Source organism: Cupriavidus sp. AU9028, from assembly GCF_019795295.1.
In the GTDB taxonomy this organism is placed as follows: Bacteria; Pseudomonadota; Gammaproteobacteria; order Burkholderiales; family Burkholderiaceae; genus Cupriavidus.
In genome coordinates this window covers 244,402-264,410 of record NZ_JAIMCG010000005.1, presented here as the reverse complement: position 1 = coordinate 264,410, position 20,009 = coordinate 244,402, and the positions used below count along the sequence as shown (strand labels likewise).

Genomic DNA, 20,009 nt, shown 5'->3' with positions numbered 1-20,009 from the left:
CTTAACCATCCGGACCACTTCCAGCTTGAAGTCGGGGTCGAATTTCCTGCGTGCTCTAGTCATCTGATTTCCTCGTCGATGGTGATTTTCCACCTATCGACCTGTCTGAGGAAATTGGACCACTACATCTCCCTCGCCCGCTCGGCGGGGAGGGTTGGAGAGAGGGCACGGGGCGGTTGATGGGGCGGTATCGCTCGACAAGCGCTGTTGCCCTCTCCCCCGGCCCCTCTCCTGCAAGCGGGCGAGGGGAGCAAAACCGTCGAGTGCCTAAGCCGCCTCCTGCTGGCCCTGCCCTCAAGTTCCGCCCATCCCATTCGTTAACGTGACCAGTAGACCGTCGTGCCCTATCGCCTCGCGCCAGGGCCGCGCCCGCTCGGCTCAAAGGGCCAAGCTGAGCGGGTTTCCCCCTTTTTTTCGGCCCATTGCCCGTCGGCGATTCAATAAAGAATGGCGGGGCTATCCGATACAGGCAACTCATGGCGAAAACGCTCAATCCTCCGGCCACCGCGAACAATGGCAAGCGCACCAAGCTGGTGCTGGCCGGCATCGTCGTTGCTGCGGCGCTGGGCGCGGGCAGCTTTTTCCTCGGCAGCCTGCTGAGCAACCGCGCGCCGGCAGCACCGGCGGCGCCGGTCGTTCCGGCGCCGATCTTCGTTGCGCTCGATTCCTTTACGGTGAATCTGAAGTCCGACGATGGCGACCGCTTCCTGCATACCGGCCTGTCGGTCAAGGTAGCGGACGCGGCGACGCAGGCGCGGATTGCCGAGTACCTGCCGGAAGTCCGTAGCCGGGTCCTGCTGCTGCTGTCTGCCAAGCAGCCGGCCGACCTGGCAACGGTGGAGGGCAAGCAGAAACTGGCGCAGGAGATCCGGCAGTCGCTGGCGCTGCCGTTCGCACCGGCGCTGCCGGCGCAACAGGTGCTGGACGTCCTGTTCACCTCCTTCGTGGTGCAGTAAGCCCGTGCCCTGCCCCGCTTGCCAACCCGATATGAAGCCGACCGTCCGGTCCATGCGCGTCCGCTCGCCCCGCTGCCCAGGCCGCGCGGCGCAACGGATGCCGCTTCGTTAATCCCGTCGATCATTGGGGCAGGACATTAGATGGCTTACGACAAGTTCCTCTCGCAGGACGAAGTTGACGAACTGCTGAAGGGCGTATCCGGAGAAGCGGATATTCCCGAGGCCAGCGTGCCGGTCGCCGAAGATGGCGTGCGGCCGTACAACCTGGCGACGCAGGAGCGGATCGTCCGCGGACGTCTGCATACGCTCGAAATCATCAACGAGCGCTTTGCTCGCGCGCTTCGCACTGCGCTGTTCAATTTCATCCGCCGCGGCGCGGATATCTCGGTGGGCTCGATCCGCATCGAGAAGTACGGCGAGTTCGTGCGCAACCTGCCGGTGCCGACGAACCTGAACCTGGTCCACATGAAGCCGCTGCGCGGCACGGCCTTGTTCGTGTTCGACCCGAACCTGGTGTTCCTCGTCGTGGACAACCTGTTCGGCGGCGACGGGCGTTTCCATACGCGCGTCGAGGGCCGGGACTTCACGCAGACCGAGCAGCGGATCATCCGCCGGATGCTCGATCTGGCGCTGACGAGCTACGGTCACGCCTGGCATGCGGTGCATCCGATCGAGTTCGAATACGTTCGCTCGGAGATGCACACCAAGTTCGCCAATATCGCGATCCCCAATGAAGTGGTGGTCACCACGGCCTTCCACATCGAACTGGGCGCGGTCGGCGGCCAGCTGCACATCTGCTTCCCGTTCTCGATGATCGAGCCGGTGCGCGATCTGCTGATGAATCCGCTGCAGGACGAGGTGGAAGTCGACAAGCGATGGCTGCAGCAGCTCTCGCAGCAACTGCGCGCCGCCGAAGTGGAACTGGTGGCGGAGTTCGCCCAAATTCGCAGCACCGTGGCGGAAGTACTTTCCCTGCGCGCCGGCGACGTGCTGCCGATCGAACTGCCCGAGCAGGTGATCGGCAAGGTCGACGGCGTGCCGGTCATGCAGTGCGGTTACGGCACCATGAACGGACAGTACGCGCTGCGTGTGCAGCAAATGCTCAATCATCAAGACAGCGATTCCAACAAGGAAACCGATCATGACTGACGGCAAAGAGGACAAGCCGGCCGATCCGATGGACGACTGGGCAAGCGCCCTGGCCGAGCAAACCAGCGCCGAGGCGACCACCACGGCAGCCCCGCCGGCCGCGACACCGGCCGCCGCCACGGTCTTCCAGCCGCTGGAGCGCGATGTGGCCAGCGGCTTCCACAACGATATCGAGATGATTCTCGATATCCCGGTGCAGCTGACCGTGGAGCTTGGCCGCACCAAGGTACCGATCAAGAGCCTGCTGCAGTTGGCGCAGGGCTCGGTGGTCGAACTCGACGGCCTGGCCGGCGAGCCGATGGACGTGCTGGTCAACGGCTACCTGATCGCCCAGGGCGAGGTGGTGGTCGTCAACGACAAGTTCGGCATCCGGCTGACCGACATCATCACGCCGTCCGAACGTATCCGGAAACTGAACAAATGAAAGCAAGTCAGGGCCGCCAGCGGCGGCCCGCGCCGGCGCTGAAGGGTCTGGCGCCGGTGCTGCCGGCGCTGACCGGCATGACGGTGTCTTCGGGGGCAATGGCGGCCGATGCGGCCGCCGGCGCTACCGGAGCCGCCGCGCTGGCGCAGGCCGGCCTCGGCCTGTTCGCGGTGATCGCGCTGATCCTGGGCCTGGCCTGGGTGGCCCGGCGTACCGGACTCGTTCGGCACGCCACCGGCGGCGCAATGAAGGTGATCGGCAGCACGACGCTTGGCGCACGCCAGCGCCTGCTGCTGGTGGAAGTGGGCGATAGCGTGCTGGTGCTGGGAGTGAGCGCGGGAGAAATCCGCACGCTGCACACCCTGCCGGCCGGCAGCATTGCCCGCGATTCTGCTCCCTCCCACGGTGGCCCGACGCCGCCCGACCTTGGTACTGGCTCGTTTGCGCAGAAGCTGCTGCGCTCGATGCAACACAACCTCAAGTCATGAACGCTTCGCCCGCCGCCAGCCGGCGCCGGCCCACGGCGTGCCAGTCAGGCACGACCCCGGCCGTGCCGTCGCTCGGCCAAACGCCCCTGCTCGCCCGCGGCCTGAAGCGGGTGCTCCCGCTGGCAGCCCTGCTCTCCTGCGCGCTGCTGGCCGCCGCGGTGCTGTGGTCGGGTTCGGCCGCGGCGCAGGCACTGCCGGGCGTGGTGAGCCGGCCGGGTCCCGGCGGCAGCCAGACCTGGTCGCTGTCGGTCCAGACGCTGGTCCTGCTGAGCTCGCTGTCGTTCCTGCCCGCGGCGCTGCTGATGATGACCGGCTTTACCCGCGTCATCATCGTGCTGGGCCTGCTGCGCACGGCGCTGGGCACGGCGACCTCGCCGCCGAACCAGGTGCTGCTCGGGCTCGCGCTATTCCTGACCATGTTCGTGATGTCGCCGGTGCTCGATCGCGTCTACAACGACGCGTACAAGCCGCTGTCGGAGAACCGCATCAGCCTGGAAGATGCCGCGGAGCGTGCCGCTGCCCCGATGAAGGCCTTCATGCTCAAGCAGACGCGCGAGAAGGACCTGGCGCTGTTCGCGCAGATGGCCAAGCTGCCGGAGATGCAGGGTCCGGAGGAAGTGCCGCTGCGCGTGCTGGTGCCGGCGTTCGTCACCAGCGAGCTGAAGACGGCCTTCCAGATCGGCTTCACCATCTTCATTCCCTTCCTGATCATCGACCTGGTGGTGGCCAGCGTGCTGATGGCGATGGGGATGATGATGGTCCCGCCCGCGACGATTTCGCTGCCGTTCAAGCTGATGCTGTTCGTGCTGGTCGATGGCTGGCAGCTGCTGCTCGGCTCGCTGGCGCAGAGCTTCCAGCTCTGACGGGGGTCGGCCCGGCCCCCGACATCACGAAGATCACCGACTCCACCGAGGCGCGAGATGACTCCGGAAACCGTAATGACCATCGCCACCCAGGCGATGAAGATGACGCTGTTGCTGGCCGGCCCGCTGCTGCTGGTGGCGCTGGTGACGGGTCTGGTCATCAGCCTGTTCCAGGCGGCGACGCAGATCAACGAAATGACGCTGTCGTTCATTCCCAAGCTGCTCGCGCTGTTCATCACCATGGTGGTGGTGGGCCCGTGGATGATCAACACCTTCGTCGACTATATGCGCGAGGTGTTCGAGGGCATCCCGGCACTGGTGCACTGACGCTGGCCGTCGCCCTCATCGCCGGCAAGGCCTCTTCCCCCTCCGCTTCCCTTTTTCCTGCAGCCGCATGCTGTCCGTCACCAACGCCCAGCTCTACGAGTGGATCGCCGCCTTCATCTGGCCGCTGTTCCGCCTGCTGGCGTTGTTCGGCACGGCGCCATTGTTCAGCGAGATGTCGATCCCGCGTCAGGTCAAGATCGGCCTGGCGGCAATGATCGCCATCGTCGTCTCTCCGACCATCGAGACCCTGCCGGTGGTGCCGGTGTACTCCTTCGATGGCCTGATGATCATCCTGAACGAGATCGGGATCGGGCTGGCGCTGGGCTTCACCATGCGGCTCGTCTTTCATGCGGTGGCGTACGCCGGTGAAATCATCGGCCTGCAGATGGGCCTGTCGTTTGCCTCGTTCTTCGATCCGCAGTCAGGCGGCCAGACCATGGTGCTGGGGCGCTTTCTCGGCACGGTGGCGATGCTGCTGTTCCTGGCGATGGACGGGCACCTGCTGATGCTGGCAACGCTGGTCGAGAGCTTCAATGCGCTGCCGATTTCCGGCACGCCGCTGTCCGGCCAGGGGTGGCTCTCCATTGCCCGCGCCGGCGGCACGGTCTTCTCGTCGGGGCTTCTGCTGGCGCTGCCGTTGGTGGCGGCGCTGCTTGCGCTGAACCTGATCATGGGCATCCTGAACCGGGCCTCGCCGCAGCTGTCGATCTTCGCGGTCGGCTTCCCGGTAACGCTGGCCGGCGGCATGCTGCTGATGCTGCTGGTGATGCCGCAAATGAATGTCTTCATGGCGCATCTGATCGAGATCGGGCTGGCCTCGCTGGAGACGCTGCTCGGCACGCTGGCGCGCTAGCCCGCCAGCCTGGGGATTGCAAGGATCGCTCCCCTCGCGCGCCTATACCACAGGACGGCGATTTGCGAGCGCGGCGGCGCGCGCCGATAATGACGCCTTCCGTGTCACGCCGCGCAGCCCACCCCTGACCGCCACGGCCGCAGGCCACGGGCGGCTCCTTCGGGACGAGCGGCACCCTCCCGATGCAATCTCATCAAGGCCTCCCCTCGCCGCAGCGTCAGTGGGCGATCCTCACCGTGTTCTGCGGCCTCATCATGGCCGTGCTGGACGGCTCCATCGTCAATATCGCGCTGCCGTCGATCTCCCGCCAGCTCGGCGCCGATCCCGCCAGCACCATCTGGGTGGTCAACGCCTACCAGTTGACCGTGACGATGTGCCTGCTGCCGCTGTCCTCGCTCGGGGACATCCTCGGCTACAAGCGCGTCTACCGCGTCGGGCTCGCCACCTTCCTCGCCGGGTCGCTGCTGTGCGCGGTCTCGGTGAACCTGCCGATGCTGGTCGCCGCGCGCGTGCTGCAGGGCATCGGCGGCGCGGGCATCATGAGCGTGAACACCGCGCTGGTGCGCTTCATCTATCCGCCGACCCAGCTGGGGCGCGGCATCGGGCTGAATGCGCTGGTGGTCGGCATCACCATTGGCGTCGGGCCTTCGCTGGGCGCGCTGATGCTGTCCGTGGCCAGCTGGCCGTGGCTGTTCGCGATCAATGTCCCGGTCGCGCTCGCCGCGCTCTTCATCAGCCGCACCTCGCTGCCCGACACGCCGCCGCAGCCCCGTCCCTTCGACACCGTCAGCGCGCTGATGTCCGCGCTGGTGATCGGCCTGTTCATCTTGGGCGTGGACGGGCTGGGCCAGGCTGCCACGCGCACGATGGCAGCTGCCTCGCTGGTCGCCGCGGCGGTGCTTGGCTGGACGCTGGTCAGGATGGAGTCGGGCAAGCCGGCACCGCTGGTGCCGGTCGATCTGCTGCGCAGCCGCGCCTTCGCGATGGCAGTGGGCACGTCCTACTGCTCGTTCATGACGCAGATGCTGTCGTTCGTCGCGCTGCCCTTCTATCTGGAGAACCAGCTGGGCCGCTCGCTGTACGAGACCGGCCTGCTGATCACGCCGTGGCCATTGATGGTGGCCCTGATGGCGCCGGTGTCGGGACGATTGTCGGATCGATACTCGGCCAGCATTCTGGCCGGCATCGGTCTCGCGCTGCTGTCCACCGGGCTGATCCTGCTGGCGATGCTGGAGCGCGGCGCGCCTGACATCGACGTAGTGTGGCGCATGGCGCTGTGCGGGATCGGCTTCGGGCTGTTCCAGTCGCCGAACAACCGCGCGATGATCGGCTCGACGCCGCCGCATCGCAGCGGCGGTGCCAGCGGCGCGCAGGCGACCACCCGCTTGCTGGGCCAGACCTCCGGCACCGCCGTGGTCGCGGTGCTGTTCGGCCTGAGCGGCAGCGCCGCGCCGCGGCTGGCGCTGGGCTGCGCGGCGATCTCGTCGGCGGTGGGCGCGGTGATCAGCCTCGCCCGCCTGCGCGATCCCGCCGCCAGGGGCGAACGGGCGGCGGCAAGGCTGGACGAGTAAGCCGCGCCCTGCCTTCGCCGCGCGAAGGGCTTACTGCGGCTGGGTACCGGAGTCCTTCACCACCTTCGCCCACTTGGCGATCTCGCTGCGCTGGAAGTCCGCCAGCTGTTCGGGCGTACCCAGCACCGGGTCGAGCCCCAGCGTCTTCAGCTTGGCCTGCACGTCGGGCAGCGTGAAGATGCGGTTCAGTTCCTTGTTCAGCTTGGCCACCACGTCCTTGGGCGTGCTGGCCGGCGCGAAGACCGCGAACCAGGAGACCGCTTCGTAGCCCTGCAGGCCCTGCTCGGCGAGCGTCGGAATCTCGGGCGCCGACTCCGTACGCTTGGCGCTGGTAACGCCGATGGCGCGCAGCTTGCCTTCTCGGATCACCGGCAATGCCGACGGCAGGTTGTCGAACATCATGGTGATGTGTCCCCCGAGCAGGTCGGGAATCGCCATCGCGCGGCCCTTGTAGGGCACGTGAACGATCCTGGTACCGGCCATCGAGTTGAACAGCTCGCCCGCGACGTGCAGCGAGGTGCCGATGCCCGGCGTGCCGAAGGTCAGCTTGCCCGGCTGTTCCTTGGCCATCGCGATCAGCTCCTTCATGTTCTTCGCCGGCACGCCCGGATGCACGACCAGCACGTTGGGCGTCGATGCAACCAGGATCACCGGGGTGAAGTCCTTGACCATGTCATAGGGCATCTTGGCGTACACGGCCCCGTTGATGGAATGGGTGCCGACCGTGCCCATCGCCAGCGTATAGCCGTCGCCCGGCGAGCGCGCCACCGCTTCGGCACCGATGTTGCCGCCGGCGCCGGGCTTGTTGTCGACCACCACGGGTTGCTTCCAAGACGGCGAGATCTTCTCGGAGATGATGCGCGCGAGCGTGTCGGGGGCGCCGCCGGTCGGGAAGCCGACGACGATGCGGATCGGGTGGGCGGGCCAGGTTTCGGCCTGGGCGGCAGGCGCGATGGCCGCGCCGCCGATGGCGGCCGCGACGAAGGTGGCGCGCCCGGCGAAGGCGCGCAATGCGCCGGTGAGCGAATGGACTGGCATTGGTCTCTCTCCTTTGTGGGTATCGATATGGGTCTGTCTTTGCAGACCTGTGGGCCGACGGCGGAGTTCGTCGGGGATTTCCGCATTGCGAACTCCGCTTGCAGAGCAAGCGTCAGCGGCCCAGGCCGCCGAACTCGCTCATTACCTTATCGTGCAGCCGCTGCATTCCCTTGAGCCAGCGATCGTAGTCCTGGCCCTTGCGGCGGTAGTACTCCAGCACTTCCGGATGCGGAAGGATCAGGAAGCGCTCGTCGCGCACGCCTTCCAGCGTCACCTGCGCGACATGCTCGGCAGTGACCGAGCCTTCCTGCAGGAAGCCCTTGCGCTGGCCGTCCTCGCCATAGAGCATGCGCGTCTGCACGCCCTGCGGACAGATGCAGCTGACGCGAACGCCACGATCGCCGTAGGTGATCTGCAGCCATTCGGCAAAGCCGATCGCCGCGTGCTTGGTGACCGCGTACGGTGCGGAGCCGATCTGCGACAGCAGGCCCGCCGCGGACACGGTGTTGACGAAATAGCCCTCGCCACGCTCGAGCATCTGCGGCAGCACCGCGTTGGCCGCATGCACGTGCGCCATCACGTTGATTTCCCAGATGCGCTGCCATTCTTGCGCCGTCGCATCGAGACCCTTGCGCAGGATGATGCCGGCATTGGAGCAGAACACGTCGACCTGGCCGAAGCGCCGCGTCGCTTCGTCGGTCAGCGCCTGCACCGCGGCGGCATCGGCGACATCGGTAGGCCGGCCGAAGGTTTCGCATTCCGGGGCCACCGCACGCGCTTCGGTGGCCACGCGCAACGCGCCATCGCCGTCCAGGTCCGCCACCGCGATACCGCGCGCGCCCGCCTGCGCGAAGGCGAGCACCAGCGCGCGGCCGATGCCGGTCGCGCCTCCGGTTACCACGACGGTCTTGCCACTAATCTCCATGGTTGTCTCCTCTCTTCTATGGTCCGAGTCGTCCTGCTTGCCGCACCTTGGCCCGGTGCAGCGTCCCTACCCGTGCGCGCGCCAGAGCCTGCCCTGCAACGCGTCGGCAAGTTGCCGCACGCGTGGCCCCAGGTTGCCCTCCAGCACCTCCGGCGTCAGCCGCGAGGCGGCGCCGCCGATGTTGACCGACAGCACTTCGGTGCCGCCTTCGAGCACCACCGGCGCCGCCGCGCCGCTGACGGTGCGGTCCCATTCCGCGTGCGCGGTACAGAAGCCGCGCCGATCGTATTCGCGCAGCGCCCGTTCCAGCCGCGCGCGCATCGCCGGCCATCGGCCCTGGTAGTGCCGCTCGAGATCGTCCAGCGCGGCGGCGCGCCGCGTCGGCGGCAAGCCGGCCAGCCACGCGCGCCCGATCGCCGACGTGGCAGTCGGCAGCCGCGAGCCCGGCGTGAGCCGCAGCACCAGCGCGCCGCGCGGCTGACATACCTCCAGATAGACCATCTCGTGCCGGTCCGGCGTGGCCAGCGCGACGGTGCAGCCGGTGGCGAACGCCAGCGATTGCATCAGCGGCTGCGCGACTTCTCGTATGCCCGAATTGGCAAGGTAGCGGTGCCCCAGCACCATCGCGCCGTGCCCGAGCCGGTATTTCTCCAGCGGCGCCGCATAGACGAGATAGCCGAGCCGGGTCAGGGTATAGGTCAGGCGCGAAACCGTCGGTCGGGGAATACCCGTGCGCCGCGACAGTTCTGCATTGCCGAGGTAGTCGTCATGCGGGCCGAAGGCGCGCAGCAATTCAAGGCCGCGGGCCAATGCGGTGACGAAATTGCGGTCGCCCGTCTCGTCGGTCAAGGCGAGCGTGGGAGGATCGTCAGGATGAACGGTATGGAGCGCGGAAGGCAGCGCTGCCGCGTCATCGAGCGGCTCGCTCGGCTCGCGCGGGGCGATATCGCGCGCACTGGCCGCAGGCAATCCCTCGGGCATCGTCGAGCGGCCGTGCGGCACGGCGCCCTGGCGATCTTGCGCCGGAATGGTGGTGATGGTTCGCTTCATGCCTCCCCCGGTCCGGATCGGGCTCGACCTTCGGGTTCGACCCTCCGGTTTAACCCCTATTTCGCTGTGCGAAAGACAATTCCGTATCCCTTGACTGTGCCTCAGGGCCTATGCAACAGTCAATGAAAACGAACGACCGTGCGAAGAGTTGGCGACAGCGCAAGCGCAAGCCTCCGCGACACGGATCGACCGGTATGCGAAGCGACGCATCGCGTCGCGCAAAGCCGTTAATGGAGACAGCCATGCAACACCATTCCGTCCGCGTCATCCGGCGCAGTTAGTCCCCGTCCCGAGTTGATCGGCACTGCCATGCAGTGCCGCGCAGTCCGCGGCCTTCTGCCGTGGCGCTGCATTGTCGCGCCCGCTGCATGGGGCGTGTGTTCGCGTTCGTGAATTGCACGAGGTGAGTCAGTGGCATTGTTCTTCCAACAGTTCCTCAACGGCCTGACGCTGGGCGGGGTCTACAGCCTCGTGGCACTGGGCCTCACGCTGGTCTACGGCATCCTGCACGTACCCAATTTCGCCCATGGCGCCTTCTATATGGCAGGTGCCTACGTCTCGTACTACCTGATGACGTCGCTGGGCATGAACTACTGGCTGGCGATGATCGGCGCCGCGCTCGCGGTCGCCGCGTTGTCGATGCTGGCCGAGCGGCTGGTCTTCCATCCACTGCGCAATTCGCCCGAGCTGCACGACATGATCGCCGCGATCGGCATCCTGCTGTTTCTCGAGGCCGGCGCCCAGGCGCTGTGGGGAGCGGACTTCCACCGCATGCCGACGCCTTACGGCCAGCTGGTCGAAGTGTTCGGCCTGACCGCGCCGCTGCAACGGCTGCTGATCATCGTCGCCGCGTTCGCGCTGATGATCGTGCTGCATCTGTTCCTGACGCGCACCGTCACCGGCTCCACCATCATGGCGATGGCGCAGAACCGCGAGGGTGCGGCACTGGTCGGTATCGACGCCACGCGCGTCACGCTGCTGGTGTTTGCCATCTCCGGCGCGCTGGCGGCGATCGCCGCCACGCTCTATGCGCCGATCAACCTGGTGTATCCGGCAATGGGACACCTGGTGATCACCAAGGCCTTCGTCATCATCATCCTCGGCGGCATGGGCAGCATCCCGGGCGCCATCGTCGGCGGGCTGATCATCGGGATGGCCGAGAGCTTCGGCGGCTTCTACGTCTCGACCGACTACAAGGACATCATCGCCTTCGTGCTGCTGGTGGTGATCCTGTCGCTGCGGCCGCAGGGCCTGTTCGCCTCGCGCGCGGCGTGAGGCCGGCACGACGCTTCCGGATGACGCCAATGACCGCAACCGCAAACCTCCCCCTGATTCTCCGCCGCCGAGGAGGGCAACCGACATGAACGCATTGCAAGGCAAGACCGGCTGGGCGCTGCTGCTCGCACTGGCCATCGCGTTTCCGCTGTTGACCGACAACAGCTACTACCTGACGGTGATGACGATCGCGTTCATCTACGCCATCGCCACGCTCGGACTGAACCTGATCACCGGCTATACCGGGCAGCTGAACCTGGCCCACGGCGGCTTCATGGCCATCGGGGCGTACGCGCTGGGGATCCTGACGGTGGACCACGGCGTGCCGTTCTGGCTCGCCTTCCTGATCTCCGGCCTGCTGTGCATGGTGGTCGGCTGGGCGATCGGCGTGGTGTCGCTGCGGCTGAAGGGCCATTACTTCTCGATCTTCACGCTGTGCGTGGGCTTCATCATCTATCTGCTGATCGAGAAGTGGGAAAGCCTGACCCATGGAACGGTCGGCCTGATCGGCATCCCGGTGCCCGCGCCCATCGGCCCGCTGCAGTTCGAGAGCGTGCATGCGCAGTACTACCTGGTGCTGTTCTTCCTCGTCCTCGCCGTCTTCCTGATGCACCGCATCGTCAGCTCGCTGCTGGGGCGCAGCTTCATGGCGGTGCGCAACAGCGACGCGCTGGCCGAAGCACTGGGGATCAACCTGATGCGCACCAAGGTGCTGTCCTTCGTGCTGTCGGTCGGCTATGCCGGGTTCGCCGGCGCCCTGTACGCCGGCCAGGTCCGCTTCCTCGGCCCGGACATCGCCCGCACCGATATCACCTTCGACATGGTGATGGCGATGCTGGTCGGCGGCATCGGCACCACGCTCGGACCGCTGCTGGGCGCGATCCTGGTGCCGTGGATCACGCAGACGCTGCAGTTCCTGCAGGACTACCGCATGCTGGTGTTCGGCCCCGTGCTGATCCTGCTGATCATCTTCGTGCCGGACGGCATCGTCGGCACCTGGCTCAAGCGCCAGGCACGACGCGCCGCAGCGCTGCGTCGGGGCGAGCGCGCCAACGCCCGTGCCCGCGATGCCGGCCGGACCGACTCTGCCGCCGACTCCGCTGCTTCGCCAGCGGCGGGCAACGCCACCGCAGGAGCCGACAATGCTTGATATTCGCAACCTGACCAAGAAATTTGGCGGCCTGACCGCGGTCAACGATGTGTCGGTGACCATCGAGGCCGGCAAGATCAACGCCATCATCGGGCCGAACGGCGCCGGCAAGACGACCTTCTTCAACCTGGTCGCCGGCACGCATCCGCCGAGCTCGGGGCAGATCCTGTTCAAGGGCACCGACGTGGCCGGCATGCGGGCGGACCAGATCGCGCGCATGGGCGTGGCACGCACCTTCCAGGCGACCGCGCTGTTCGATCGCGCCACCGTGCTGGACAACCTGATCGTCGGCCACCGTCTGCGCACCCATTCGACGCTGCGCGATGTCATCTTCAACACGCGGCGGCTGCGCGACGAGGAGCGGCTGTGCCGGGAAAAGGCCGAGCAGGCGCTGGACTTCGTCGGCCTGTCGCACCTGTCGCACGAGCTGGCATCGGACATCACGCAGGAGGAGCGCAAGCGGGTGGCGTTCGCGCTCGCGCTGGCGACCGACCCGGAGCTGCTGCTGCTCGATGAGCCGGCGGGCGGCGTCAATCCAGAGGAAACCGTCGGTCTGGCCGAGCTGATCCGCAAGATGGTCCGGCACGGCAAGACCGTCTGCCTGATCGAACACAAGATGGACATGATCATGCGGCTGGCCGACAAGATCATGGTGCTGAACTACGGCGAGAAAATCGCCGAGGGGACGCCCGCGCAGATCCAGCAGGATCCGCGCGTCATCGAAGCCTACCTGGGGACCGACCATGTTGCAGCTTGAACGCGTTTCGCTGTCCTACGGCAGCTTCCGCGCCCTCGACAACATCTCGCTGCATGCGAAGCCGGGCGAGCTGGTCGTGCTGCTGGGGGCCAACGGCGCCGGCAAGAGCTCGATCTTCCTGGCCATGAGCGGCATCCACCGGATCAGCGGCGGCAGCATGCGGTTCGACGGCAAGGAGCTGGCCGGCATGAAGCCGTCGCAGATCGTGCAGGCCGGTCTCGTGCATTGTCCGGAAGGCCGCAAGCTGTTCCCGGCAATGAGCGTGCAGAAGAACCTGACGCTGGGCGCCTATGTGCACCGGCGCGACAGCGCCGGCATCCGCCAGTCGCTGGAAGAGGTCTACGAGATGTTCCCGATCCTGCGGCAGAAGAAGGACGATCCGGCGGGCTCGCTGTCCGGCGGGCAGCAGCAGATGGTGGCGCTTGGGCGCGCGCTGATGGGGCGCCCGCGTGCGCTGCTGCTCGATGAGCCGTCGCTCGGCCTGGCACCGCTGGTGGTCAAGCAGATGTTCGAGGTGATCCAGCGCATCAACCGCGCGGGCACCACCGTGCTGCTGGCCGAGCAGAATGCCTACGCGGCGCTGGGCATCGCCCATCGCGGCTACGTGATCGAAGGCGGGCGCATCGTGATGGAAGGCGACCGCGACACGCTGCTGCGCGACGAAGGCGTGCGGCGCGCGTACATCGGCGGCTAGCTTTTTTTGGACTTCAGATTCAGGTTGGGCAACAGACCCATGCAACGACGTACCCTTGAGGAGACGAAGATGGAACACAAGACGAAACGCCGTGCCGTCCTGCGCATGCTGCCGGTGGCGGCCACCGCCGTTGCGGCCATGATGGCGACCGGCACGAGCTTCGCACAGGAAACGGTCAAGATCGGCTTCACCGGCCCGCTCTCCGGCGGGGCGGCGCTGTACGGCAAGAACGTGCTGTCCGGCATCCAGATGGCGGTCGACGAGGTCAACGCCAAGGGCATCAAGGTCGGCGGCAAGGCGGTGAAGCTGGAGGTGGTCGCGCTCGACGACAAGTACGCGCCGGCGGAATCGGCGATCAACGCGCGGCGCCTGGTGCAGCAGCACAAGACCCCGGCGGTGTTCGTGCCGCACTCCGGCGGCATCTTCGCGCTGCAGGCGTTCAACCAGCAGGAAAAATTCATCGTGATGGCGTACTCCAGCGTGCCGCGCATCACCGATACCGGCAACAAGCTGACCATCCGCATTCCGCCGGCCTATACCGGCTATATCGAGCCGTTCGTCAAGGCGCAGATGCAGCGCTATGGCAAGAACGTGGCGCTGGTGCCGGCCGATCACGACTACGCGAAGGCATGGGTGCAGGCCTTCGTGCCGGCATGGGAAAAGGCGGGCGGCAAGGTCGTGGCCAACAACCCGATGTCGTACACCAAGGCGACCGACTTCTACAGCGGCGTGTCGCGCGTGATGGCTGACAAGCCGGACGTGCTGTTCGTCGGTGGCCCGTCCGAGCCGACCGCGCTGGTGGTCAAGCAGGCCCGGGAGCTGGGCTTCAAGGGCGGCTTCATCATCATGGACCAGGCCAAGATGGACGAAATGGCGCGCGTGACCAATGGGCTGGGCATGCTGGAAGGCTCGATCGGCGTGCTGCCGCTGAACAGCGACAGCCGTCCGGCGGCGCAGGCGTTCAACGCCAAGTACAAGAAGCAGCACGGCCGCGACGCGACCACCGAGATGTCGCTGAACTACACCATGGTGCATGCGCTCGCAAACGCGATGACGCTGGCGGGTACCACCACCGATTCGGCGGCGATCCGCGCCAAGATGCCCGAGGCCATGAAGACGCTGCCGGCCGAACTCAATCCGAACGAGGTGGACGGCATCGACGACAAGGGCGGCTCGCTGGCCGACACCGTGGTCGGTTGGGTGAAGGATGGCAAGATCGTCGAGGTCCGGCTGTCGGAACTGGCCAAGCAGTGATGGCGGGTTGAGGGCTGCTAGCCCTCTCCCCCGGCCCCTCTCCCGCCGAGCGGGAGAGGGGAGCAGAGCCCCTCGCGGCCGGATGTCCCTGCCGGTTAGCTTCCCTCACTCTCCCCCGAAAAACCGCTGCTGCTCGGCCAGCCGTTCGGTGAGCTTGTCGGCCTGCATCGGCCGGCCGTACAGGTATCCCTGCACCTCGTTGCAGGCATGCTGGAGCAGGAAGTCGCGCTGCTCCACGGTTTCCACGCCCTCCGCCACGACGCTCAGGTTCAGGCTCTGCCCGACGTTGATCACCGACCGCACGATGGCCGCATCGACCGGGTCACGGGCGACGCTGCGGATGAAGGACTGGTCGATCTTGATCCGGTCCACCGGGAAATTCTTCAGGAAGCTCAGCGACGCGTAGCCGGTGCCGAAGTCGTCGCAGGTCAGCGTCACGCCATCGTGCCGCAGCGACTGCAATTGCCCGGCCACCTCGTCGCCCTGCTGCAGGGCGATCGTCTCGGTGATCTCCAGCTCCAGGCAAGACGGTGGCAGCGACAATTCGCGCAGCACGTGCCGCACCTCGGTCAACAGCCGGCTCTCCGCCAGTTGCGCGCCAAACAGGTTGACGGCCACGCGCGGCGCGCTGTCGAACTGCAGGGACCACGCGCGCGCCTGGGCACATGCGGTATGCAGGACCCACATGCCGACGTCGATGGCCATGCTGCTGGCGGCCAGCGCATCGATGAAGACAGCCGGCGACAGCAGGCCCTGCGTCGGGTGGCGCCAGCGCAGCAACGCCTCCGCGCCCACTACCCGGCCGTCGCGCAGATTGACCTGCGGCTGGTAAAGCAGCTCGAATTGCCGCTGCGCGAACGCCTCGCGCAGCGCCTGCACCAGCGACAGCCGTGTCGTGACATCGGCGCGCATCTGCGGCTTGAAGAACCGGATGGTGCGGCCGCCGTCGCGCTTGGCCCGGCCCAGTGCGAGGCTGGCCGACGCCAGCGCGTCGGAGGTGCAAAGCCCGCCGGCCGGCATCACGCAGGCGCCCAGGCTCGCCAGCACATGATGCCGGCGGCCTTCGCAGTCGTAGGGTTCGGAAAGAAGCGACAGCATGGCGGCGCTGACATGGCGCACCAGGGTCGGATCGGAAATGGTGGGGAGCAGGACCGCGAATTCATCGCCGCCAACACGGCCGATCATTGCATCACGTGGCGAGGCATCGCGCAGGCGGCGCGCGACCCGCTGCAGGATCGCATCGCCCTCGGCGAAGCCGTGCATGTCATTGAAGGCACGAAAATCGTCGATACCGATCAGCACGAGCGCGAACCGCGGCTCGGCCTGTGCCTGCAGTCGTTCTTCCAGCTTGTCCAGGAAAGCCCGGCGTGACGCCACGCCGGTCAGCGAATCGATATCCGCTCCAGGCGAGGCACCGGCCGCCTCCACTTCCGACCTGGTTACCATCGCTGCCCCATTTGTCATTGTTCGACGTCGTGTTCGCTCCGCGCCATTCGGCAAGTGTGACGAAAAATAGGAAAAATGCAAGGCAGCCTGACAGGGGGCTTGGCCAGCTTGGCCTCATTCTTCGGGTCTACCCCTTTCGCGGGGAATGGCGATTTAAATGAAGCGAAATCCTGATCTAAACAGTGAAGATTCCCGTTCTGCAGTCGTCTCCACGCCTGTTCGAAAAGCCGTATTGTTTTCTTTTTTTGTGATGTGTCGGAATCTTCCGACATCGCTTTCGGAAGACCCTCGGTATTTCCCCTAGGGCGGCGCCCCTATTGTTCCATCACGGCGCGGCGGCCGGCCCGGCACCGAAACGAAGCAAGCACAATCCGGACCCCGGCCCCGTCTATCAACGCTGTTTCGACAAGGGGTAATCCATGAAGGTGTTTTCGAAATCCCGACTGGGGATGGGACTGGTCGTGGCTGCGACGGCGCTGCTCGCCGCTTGTGGCGGCGGGGATGATGGTATTGACGACCGCCTGGACCTGGCGGATCCGCAGATTCGCGTGATGCACGTCATTCCGCCGCTGCCGGTCGCGCTGAACGTCGACGTGCTGCAGAATGGCGCGAGAACGAATCTGTCGAATGTCCAGTACAAGGCCGTCAGCAAATACTGGGATGTCGACCGGGGCAACCAGCTGATTTCCATCAATAACGCCGGTTCCAATGTCGAACTGAGCCGCGCCGTGATCGACGCCGCGACCGGCCACAAGTACACCGTGGTGGCACTGCCCGGCGAAGGCGTGGCGGACCTGATGGTCATCGACGATCCGTACGACAAGGGCCTGATTTCGGACAAGGCCCGCGTGCGCGCGCTCAACGTGTCGCGCAACGCGCAGAACATCGACGTGTACCTGACCGCGCCGGAGACCGACATCAACGCGGTCGCCCCGACCTTCGCCAACGTCGGCTACAAGCAGGCCGTGCCGGCATCCCGGTCGGACTCGCAGGAGCTCGAAGGCGGCACCTACCGTCTGCGCGTGACCACCGCCGGCAGCAAGGCCGTCATCTTCGATTCCGGCTCGGTCTCGCTGGATGACAACGCCGACTGGCTGATCACCACGATCCCGGCCGAGGGCATCGGCGCGGTGGTGCCGAACAACATCAAGGTGCTGGTGGCCAAGGCGAACGACGATTCGCAGACCGCGGTCGAACTGACCAAGCAATAAACACCGCCGTCAAGACGGCAACGCCGGGCGCCGCGGCAAGGCGGCGTCCGGCGAGGTGGAGAGAGACAGTGAAGGAGACAGCGGCGGCGGCGGCGGCGGCGAGGGCGACCTCAGCGGCCGCCGCCGTTTCCCTTTTGCAGCACATCCAGATGGGACAAGTAGGCGTCCAGTTCCTCGCGGCCCTGATCGGTGATCGAATACACCCGGCCGTTGCCTTCCACCAGCTCCGCGGTGATCGCCCTTGCCAGCAACAGGCTGCGCAGAATGGGGCGGAGCGAGCGGATGTTCTTGTCGATGCCTTGCTCGCGCAACTTCTCGACCAGCCCCAGCACCGTGATCGGGTGGGACTGCACGAACTTCAGGATATAGAGCCGCGATAGCAGACTGTCTATGGTCGGTCTCTTCATGCCAGGACTGACGGGCGTGAAGCGAGGGCCGGCATGCCGCGGCGCTGCCGCGAGTTGCATGCCGGCTTGCCTCGCCTACTCCTCCTGGAAGGCGATTTCGCGCTTGGCCTTGATCGAGGGAAGCGCCACCACCGCCACCAGCGCAGCCGCGGCGATCAGCAGACCGAGCGACAGCGGACGGGTGTAGAACACCGAGAACTCGCCGCGCGAGAGCAGCAGCGTGCGGCGGAAGTTCTCTTCCATCATCGGTCCCAGCACGAAGCCCAGCAGCAGCGGCGCCGGTTCGCACTTCAGCTTCAGGAACAGGTAGCCGATCACGCCGAAGCCCGCGGCCATGAACACGTCGAAGGTCTGGTTGTTGACCGAGTACACGCCGATGCCGCAGAACACCAGGATCGCCGGATACAGGAAGCGATACGGCACGGTCAGCAGCTTCACCCAGACACCGATCAGCGGCAGGTTCAGGATGATCAGCATCAGGTTGCCGATCCACATCGAGGCGATCAGGCCCCAGAACAGCGTCGGGTTGCTGGTCATCACCTGCGGACCCGGCTGGATGTTGTGGATCGTCATCGCCCCGACCATCAGCGCCATCACCGCGTTGGGCGGAATGCCCAGCGTCAGCAGCGGGATGAACGAGGTCTGCGCCGCGGCGTTGTTGGCCGACTCGGGACCCGCCACGCCTTCGATCGCGCCCTTGCCGAATTCGTGCGAATTCTTCGAGGTCTTCTTCTCCAGCGAGTAGGCCGCGAACGAAGCCAGCGAGGCGCCGCCGCCCGGCAGGATGCCCAGCGCCGAGCCCAGTGCCGTGCCACGCAGCACCGCCGGGATCATGCGCTTGAAGTCTTCCTTGGTCGGGAACAGGTTGGTGACACGATCCGTGAAGGTCTCGCGGCTTTCCTTCTGCTCCAGGTTCGCGATGATTTCCGCGAAGCCGAACATGCCCATCGCCAGCGCAACGAAGTCGATGCCGTCGGTCAGCTCGGGGATATCGAACGAGTAACGCGCGGCGCCCGAGTTCACGTCGGTACCGACCAGGCCCAGCAGCAGACCCAGCACGATCATCGAGATCGCCTTGACCAGCGAACCGGACGCCAGCACCACGGCGCCGATCAGGCCCAGCACCATCAGTGAGAAGTACTCGGCGGGGCCGAACTTGAACGCCAGTTCCGACAGCGGGCCAGCGAAGGCCGCCAGGATCAGCGTGGCGACGCAGCCAGCGAAGAACGAGCCCAGGCCAGCGGTTGCCAGTGCGACGCCGGCGCGGCCGCGCCGGGCCATCTGGTAGCCGTCGATGGTCGTCACCACGGACGACGACTCGCCCGGCAGGTTGACCAGAATCGCGGTAGTGGAGCCGCCGTACTGCGCGCCGTAGTAGATACCGGCCAGCATGATCAGCGCGGCCACCGGCGGCAGCGTGTAGGTGATCGGCAGCAGCATGGCGATGGTCGCCAGCGGGCCGAGGCCCGGCAGCACGCCGATCAGCGTGCCGAGCAGGCAGCCGAGGAAGGCGTAGGCCAGGTTCTGCACCGACAGCGCGGTGGAGAAGCCCAGCGTCAAGTGTTCAAGCAATTCCATGGCGTCTCCTTAGCCCGTGATGAAGGCCGGCCACACCGGCATCTGCAGGTTGATGCCGTAGACGAAGGCGCCCATGCTGATCAGCACCAGCACGACGCCGTTGAGCAGCGCACCCTTCCAGCTGAATTCGTGGCTTGCCGCCGACGAGATCAGCACCAGGATGAACACGGACAGCACCATGCCGAGCGGCTTGAGCAGCAGCCCGAACAGCACGACCGAACCAAGAATCCACAGCAGGATCTTGATATCCCACCGGGCCAGCGTGTCTTCCTCGCCCTTGCTGGACAGCGAACCGAGCAGCACCAATGCGCCGAGGCCCGCCAGCACCAGACCGAGCAGGAAGGGGAAATACCCGGGACCCATCTTCGCCGCCGTGCCCATGCTGTAACCGCGTGCGACCCATGAAAAGCCGAGGCCGACCAGCACAAACATCAGGCCCGAGGCGAAGTCTTTCTGGCTGCGTATGCGCAACTTGTTTCTCCTCATCAAACTGAAAACGCCACGGCGCGGCCAAGCGGCGCCAAAGCGGGTGCAAAGTTAGAGAGGCGGTCTTTCAGTGGCCTTTCATTCGCTTGTGCTCAGGGTTAACACCG

Annotated in this window: 21 protein-coding genes; 14 read left to right on the top strand and 7 right to left on the bottom strand. The window is 66.1% G+C overall.

Going from position 1 to position 20,009, the window contains the following annotated elements; all coding sequences use genetic code 11:
- The first annotated feature begins 476 nt into the window (after window positions 1-476).
- The 8 genes from fliL (at window position 477) to K6V06_RS08325 (ending at window position 6,631) form a co-directional block, all read left to right on the top strand.
- Window positions 477-956, top strand: coding sequence for a flagellar basal body-associated protein FliL (gene fliL / locus K6V06_RS08360; protein WP_222241992.1), 480 nt, complete (start codon window positions 477-479; stop codon window positions 954-956).
- Between the two features lie 141 nt (window positions 957-1,097).
- Entirely contained in the window at window positions 1,098-2,105 is a 1,008-nt protein-coding gene (fliM, locus tag K6V06_RS08355) for a flagellar motor switch protein FliM (protein WP_222241990.1), read from the top strand.
- On the top strand, window positions 2,098-2,529 hold the full coding sequence (gene fliN / locus K6V06_RS08350) for a flagellar motor switch protein FliN (RefSeq protein ID WP_222241988.1): 432 nt from the start codon (window positions 2,098-2,100) through the stop codon (window positions 2,527-2,529). The genes fliM and fliN overlap by 8 nt, the downstream gene beginning before the upstream one ends.
- Window positions 2,526-3,017, top strand: coding sequence for a flagellar biosynthetic protein FliO (gene fliO / locus K6V06_RS08345; RefSeq protein WP_370637418.1), 492 nt, complete (start codon window positions 2,526-2,528; stop codon window positions 3,015-3,017). Before fliN ends, fliO begins: the two co-directional genes overlap by 4 nt.
- Window positions 3,014-3,880, top strand: coding sequence for a flagellar type III secretion system pore protein FliP (fliP, locus tag K6V06_RS08340; RefSeq protein ID WP_222241986.1), 867 nt, complete (start codon window positions 3,014-3,016; stop codon window positions 3,878-3,880). Before fliO ends, fliP begins: the two co-directional genes overlap by 4 nt.
- Window positions 3,881-3,937: 57 nt before the next feature.
- Window positions 3,938-4,207 (top strand): flagellar biosynthesis protein FliQ, encoded by a 270-nt coding sequence (fliQ, locus tag K6V06_RS08335; protein WP_222241984.1) that lies wholly within the window; start codon window positions 3,938-3,940, stop codon window positions 4,205-4,207.
- Between the two features lie 67 nt (window positions 4,208-4,274).
- Complete coding sequence (fliR, locus tag K6V06_RS08330) at window positions 4,275-5,060, top strand: flagellar biosynthetic protein FliR (RefSeq protein WP_222241982.1); 786 nt, start codon at window positions 4,275-4,277, stop codon at window positions 5,058-5,060.
- 182 nt (window positions 5,061-5,242) lie between these two features.
- Window positions 5,243-6,631: an MFS transporter gene (locus K6V06_RS08325; protein ID WP_222241980.1), complete on the top strand. Its 1,389-nt coding sequence runs from the start codon at window positions 5,243-5,245 to the stop codon at window positions 6,629-6,631.
- 30 nt (window positions 6,632-6,661) lie between these two features.
- Here the strand turns inward: K6V06_RS08325 and K6V06_RS08320 are convergent, their stop codons facing one another.
- The 3 genes from K6V06_RS08320 to K6V06_RS08310 all read right to left on the bottom strand — a co-directional run bounded on the left by K6V06_RS08320 (window position 6,662) and on the right by K6V06_RS08310 (window position 9,644).
- On the bottom strand, window positions 6,662-7,669 hold the full coding sequence (locus K6V06_RS08320; RefSeq protein WP_222241978.1) for a tripartite tricarboxylate transporter substrate binding protein: 1,008 nt from the start codon (window positions 7,667-7,669) through the stop codon (window positions 6,662-6,664).
- Window positions 7,670-7,781: 112 nt separating this feature from the next.
- Entirely contained in the window at window positions 7,782-8,594 is an 813-nt protein-coding gene (locus tag K6V06_RS08315) for an SDR family oxidoreductase (RefSeq protein ID WP_222241976.1), read from the bottom strand.
- Between the two features lie 66 nt (window positions 8,595-8,660).
- Window positions 8,661-9,644 (bottom strand): IclR family transcriptional regulator, encoded by a 984-nt coding sequence (locus K6V06_RS08310; protein WP_255581701.1) that lies wholly within the window; start codon window positions 9,642-9,644, stop codon window positions 8,661-8,663.
- 411 nt (window positions 9,645-10,055) lie between these two features.
- Here K6V06_RS08310 and K6V06_RS08305 point away from each other — a divergent pair, with 411 nt between their 5' ends.
- The 5 genes from K6V06_RS08305 to K6V06_RS08285 all read left to right on the top strand — a co-directional run bounded on the left by K6V06_RS08305 (window position 10,056) and on the right by K6V06_RS08285 (window position 14,774).
- Window positions 10,056-10,919 (top strand): branched-chain amino acid ABC transporter permease, encoded by an 864-nt coding sequence (locus K6V06_RS08305; RefSeq protein ID WP_222241974.1) that lies wholly within the window; start codon window positions 10,056-10,058, stop codon window positions 10,917-10,919.
- An 85-nt stretch (window positions 10,920-11,004) separates the two neighbouring features.
- Complete coding sequence (locus K6V06_RS08300; RefSeq protein WP_222241972.1) at window positions 11,005-12,069, top strand: branched-chain amino acid ABC transporter permease; 1,065 nt, start codon at window positions 11,005-11,007, stop codon at window positions 12,067-12,069.
- The gene (locus K6V06_RS08295; protein ID WP_222241970.1) at window positions 12,062-12,826 is read left to right on the top strand and encodes an ABC transporter ATP-binding protein; all 765 of its coding nucleotides are present in this window, start codon (window positions 12,062-12,064) and stop codon (window positions 12,824-12,826) included. Before K6V06_RS08300 ends, K6V06_RS08295 begins: the two co-directional genes overlap by 8 nt.
- Window positions 12,813-13,520 (top strand): ABC transporter ATP-binding protein, encoded by a 708-nt coding sequence (locus tag K6V06_RS08290; protein ID WP_222241968.1) that lies wholly within the window; start codon window positions 12,813-12,815, stop codon window positions 13,518-13,520. The genes K6V06_RS08295 and K6V06_RS08290 overlap by 14 nt, the downstream gene beginning before the upstream one ends.
- Before the next feature lie 69 nt (window positions 13,521-13,589).
- The gene (locus tag K6V06_RS08285; protein ID WP_222241966.1) at window positions 13,590-14,774 is read left to right on the top strand and encodes an ABC transporter substrate-binding protein; all 1,185 of its coding nucleotides are present in this window, start codon (window positions 13,590-13,592) and stop codon (window positions 14,772-14,774) included.
- Between the two features lie 105 nt (window positions 14,775-14,879).
- Here the strand turns inward: K6V06_RS08285 and K6V06_RS08280 are convergent, their stop codons facing one another.
- Window positions 14,880-16,220: a bifunctional diguanylate cyclase/phosphodiesterase gene (locus K6V06_RS08280; protein ID WP_222241964.1), complete on the bottom strand. Its 1,341-nt coding sequence runs from the start codon at window positions 16,218-16,220 to the stop codon at window positions 14,880-14,882.
- A 419-nt stretch (window positions 16,221-16,639) separates the two neighbouring features.
- Here K6V06_RS08280 and K6V06_RS08275 point away from each other — a divergent pair, with 419 nt between their 5' ends.
- Window positions 16,640-17,431, top strand: coding sequence for a DUF4397 domain-containing protein (locus K6V06_RS08275; RefSeq protein ID WP_222241961.1), 792 nt, complete (start codon window positions 16,640-16,642; stop codon window positions 17,429-17,431).
- 110 nt (window positions 17,432-17,541) lie between these two features.
- Here K6V06_RS08275 and K6V06_RS08270 read toward each other — a convergent pair whose 3' ends face one another.
- The 3 genes from K6V06_RS08270 to K6V06_RS08260 form a co-directional block, all read right to left on the bottom strand.
- Window positions 17,542-17,838 (bottom strand): helix-turn-helix transcriptional regulator, encoded by a 297-nt coding sequence (locus K6V06_RS08270; protein WP_222242064.1) that lies wholly within the window; start codon window positions 17,836-17,838, stop codon window positions 17,542-17,544.
- Window positions 17,839-17,913: 75 nt separating this feature from the next.
- Window positions 17,914-19,416 carry a tripartite tricarboxylate transporter permease gene (locus K6V06_RS08265; protein WP_222241960.1) on the bottom strand — a complete coding sequence of 501 codons (1,503 nt, stop codon included), beginning with the start codon at window positions 19,414-19,416 and terminating at the stop codon, window positions 17,914-17,916.
- Window positions 19,417-19,425: 9 nt separating this feature from the next.
- The gene (locus K6V06_RS08260; RefSeq protein WP_222241957.1) at window positions 19,426-19,887 is read right to left on the bottom strand and encodes a tripartite tricarboxylate transporter TctB family protein; all 462 of its coding nucleotides are present in this window, start codon (window positions 19,885-19,887) and stop codon (window positions 19,426-19,428) included.
- Window positions 19,888-20,009 lie beyond the last annotated feature (122 nt).

Bases quoted from the DNA above. Each gene is read 5' to 3' on its own strand.
- K6V06_RS08320 (WP_222241978.1), bottom strand. From the start codon at position 7,669: ATGCCAGTCCATTCGCTCACCGGCGCATTGCGCGCCTTCGCCGGGCGC.
- fliR (WP_222241982.1), top strand. From the start codon at position 4,275: ATGCTGTCCGTCACCAACGCCCAGCTCTACGAGTGGATCGCCGCCTTC.
- fliN (WP_222241988.1), top strand. From the start codon at position 2,098: ATGACTGACGGCAAAGAGGACAAGCCGGCCGATCCGATGGACGACTGG.
- fliP (WP_222241986.1), top strand. From the start codon at position 3,014: ATGAACGCTTCGCCCGCCGCCAGCCGGCGCCGGCCCACGGCGTGCCAG.
- fliM (WP_222241990.1), top strand. From the start codon at position 1,098: ATGGCTTACGACAAGTTCCTCTCGCAGGACGAAGTTGACGAACTGCTG.
- K6V06_RS08280 (WP_222241964.1), bottom strand. From the start codon at position 16,220: ATGGTAACCAGGTCGGAAGTGGAGGCGGCCGGTGCCTCGCCTGGAGCG.
- K6V06_RS08290 (WP_222241968.1), top strand. From the start codon at position 12,813: ATGTTGCAGCTTGAACGCGTTTCGCTGTCCTACGGCAGCTTCCGCGCC.
- fliO (WP_370637418.1), top strand. From the start codon at position 2,526: ATGAAAGCAAGTCAGGGCCGCCAGCGGCGGCCCGCGCCGGCGCTGAAG.
- K6V06_RS08285 (WP_222241966.1), top strand. From the start codon at position 13,590: ATGGAACACAAGACGAAACGCCGTGCCGTCCTGCGCATGCTGCCGGTG.
- K6V06_RS08310 (WP_255581701.1), bottom strand. From the start codon at position 9,644: ATGAAGCGAACCATCACCACCATTCCGGCGCAAGATCGCCAGGGCGCC.
- K6V06_RS08315 (WP_222241976.1), bottom strand. From the start codon at position 8,594: ATGGAGATTAGTGGCAAGACCGTCGTGGTAACCGGAGGCGCGACCGGC.
- K6V06_RS08275 (WP_222241961.1), top strand. From the start codon at position 16,640: ATGAAGGTGTTTTCGAAATCCCGACTGGGGATGGGACTGGTCGTGGCT.
- K6V06_RS08270 (WP_222242064.1), bottom strand. From the start codon at position 17,838: ATGAAGAGACCGACCATAGACAGTCTGCTATCGCGGCTCTATATCCTG.
- fliQ (WP_222241984.1), top strand. From the start codon at position 3,938: ATGACTCCGGAAACCGTAATGACCATCGCCACCCAGGCGATGAAGATG.
- K6V06_RS08295 (WP_222241970.1), top strand. From the start codon at position 12,062: ATGCTTGATATTCGCAACCTGACCAAGAAATTTGGCGGCCTGACCGCG.
- K6V06_RS08300 (WP_222241972.1), top strand. From the start codon at position 11,005: ATGAACGCATTGCAAGGCAAGACCGGCTGGGCGCTGCTGCTCGCACTG.
- K6V06_RS08325 (WP_222241980.1), top strand. From the start codon at position 5,243: ATGCAATCTCATCAAGGCCTCCCCTCGCCGCAGCGTCAGTGGGCGATC.
- fliL (WP_222241992.1), top strand. From the start codon at position 477: ATGGCGAAAACGCTCAATCCTCCGGCCACCGCGAACAATGGCAAGCGC.
- K6V06_RS08265 (WP_222241960.1), bottom strand. From the start codon at position 19,416: ATGGAATTGCTTGAACACTTGACGCTGGGCTTCTCCACCGCGCTGTCG.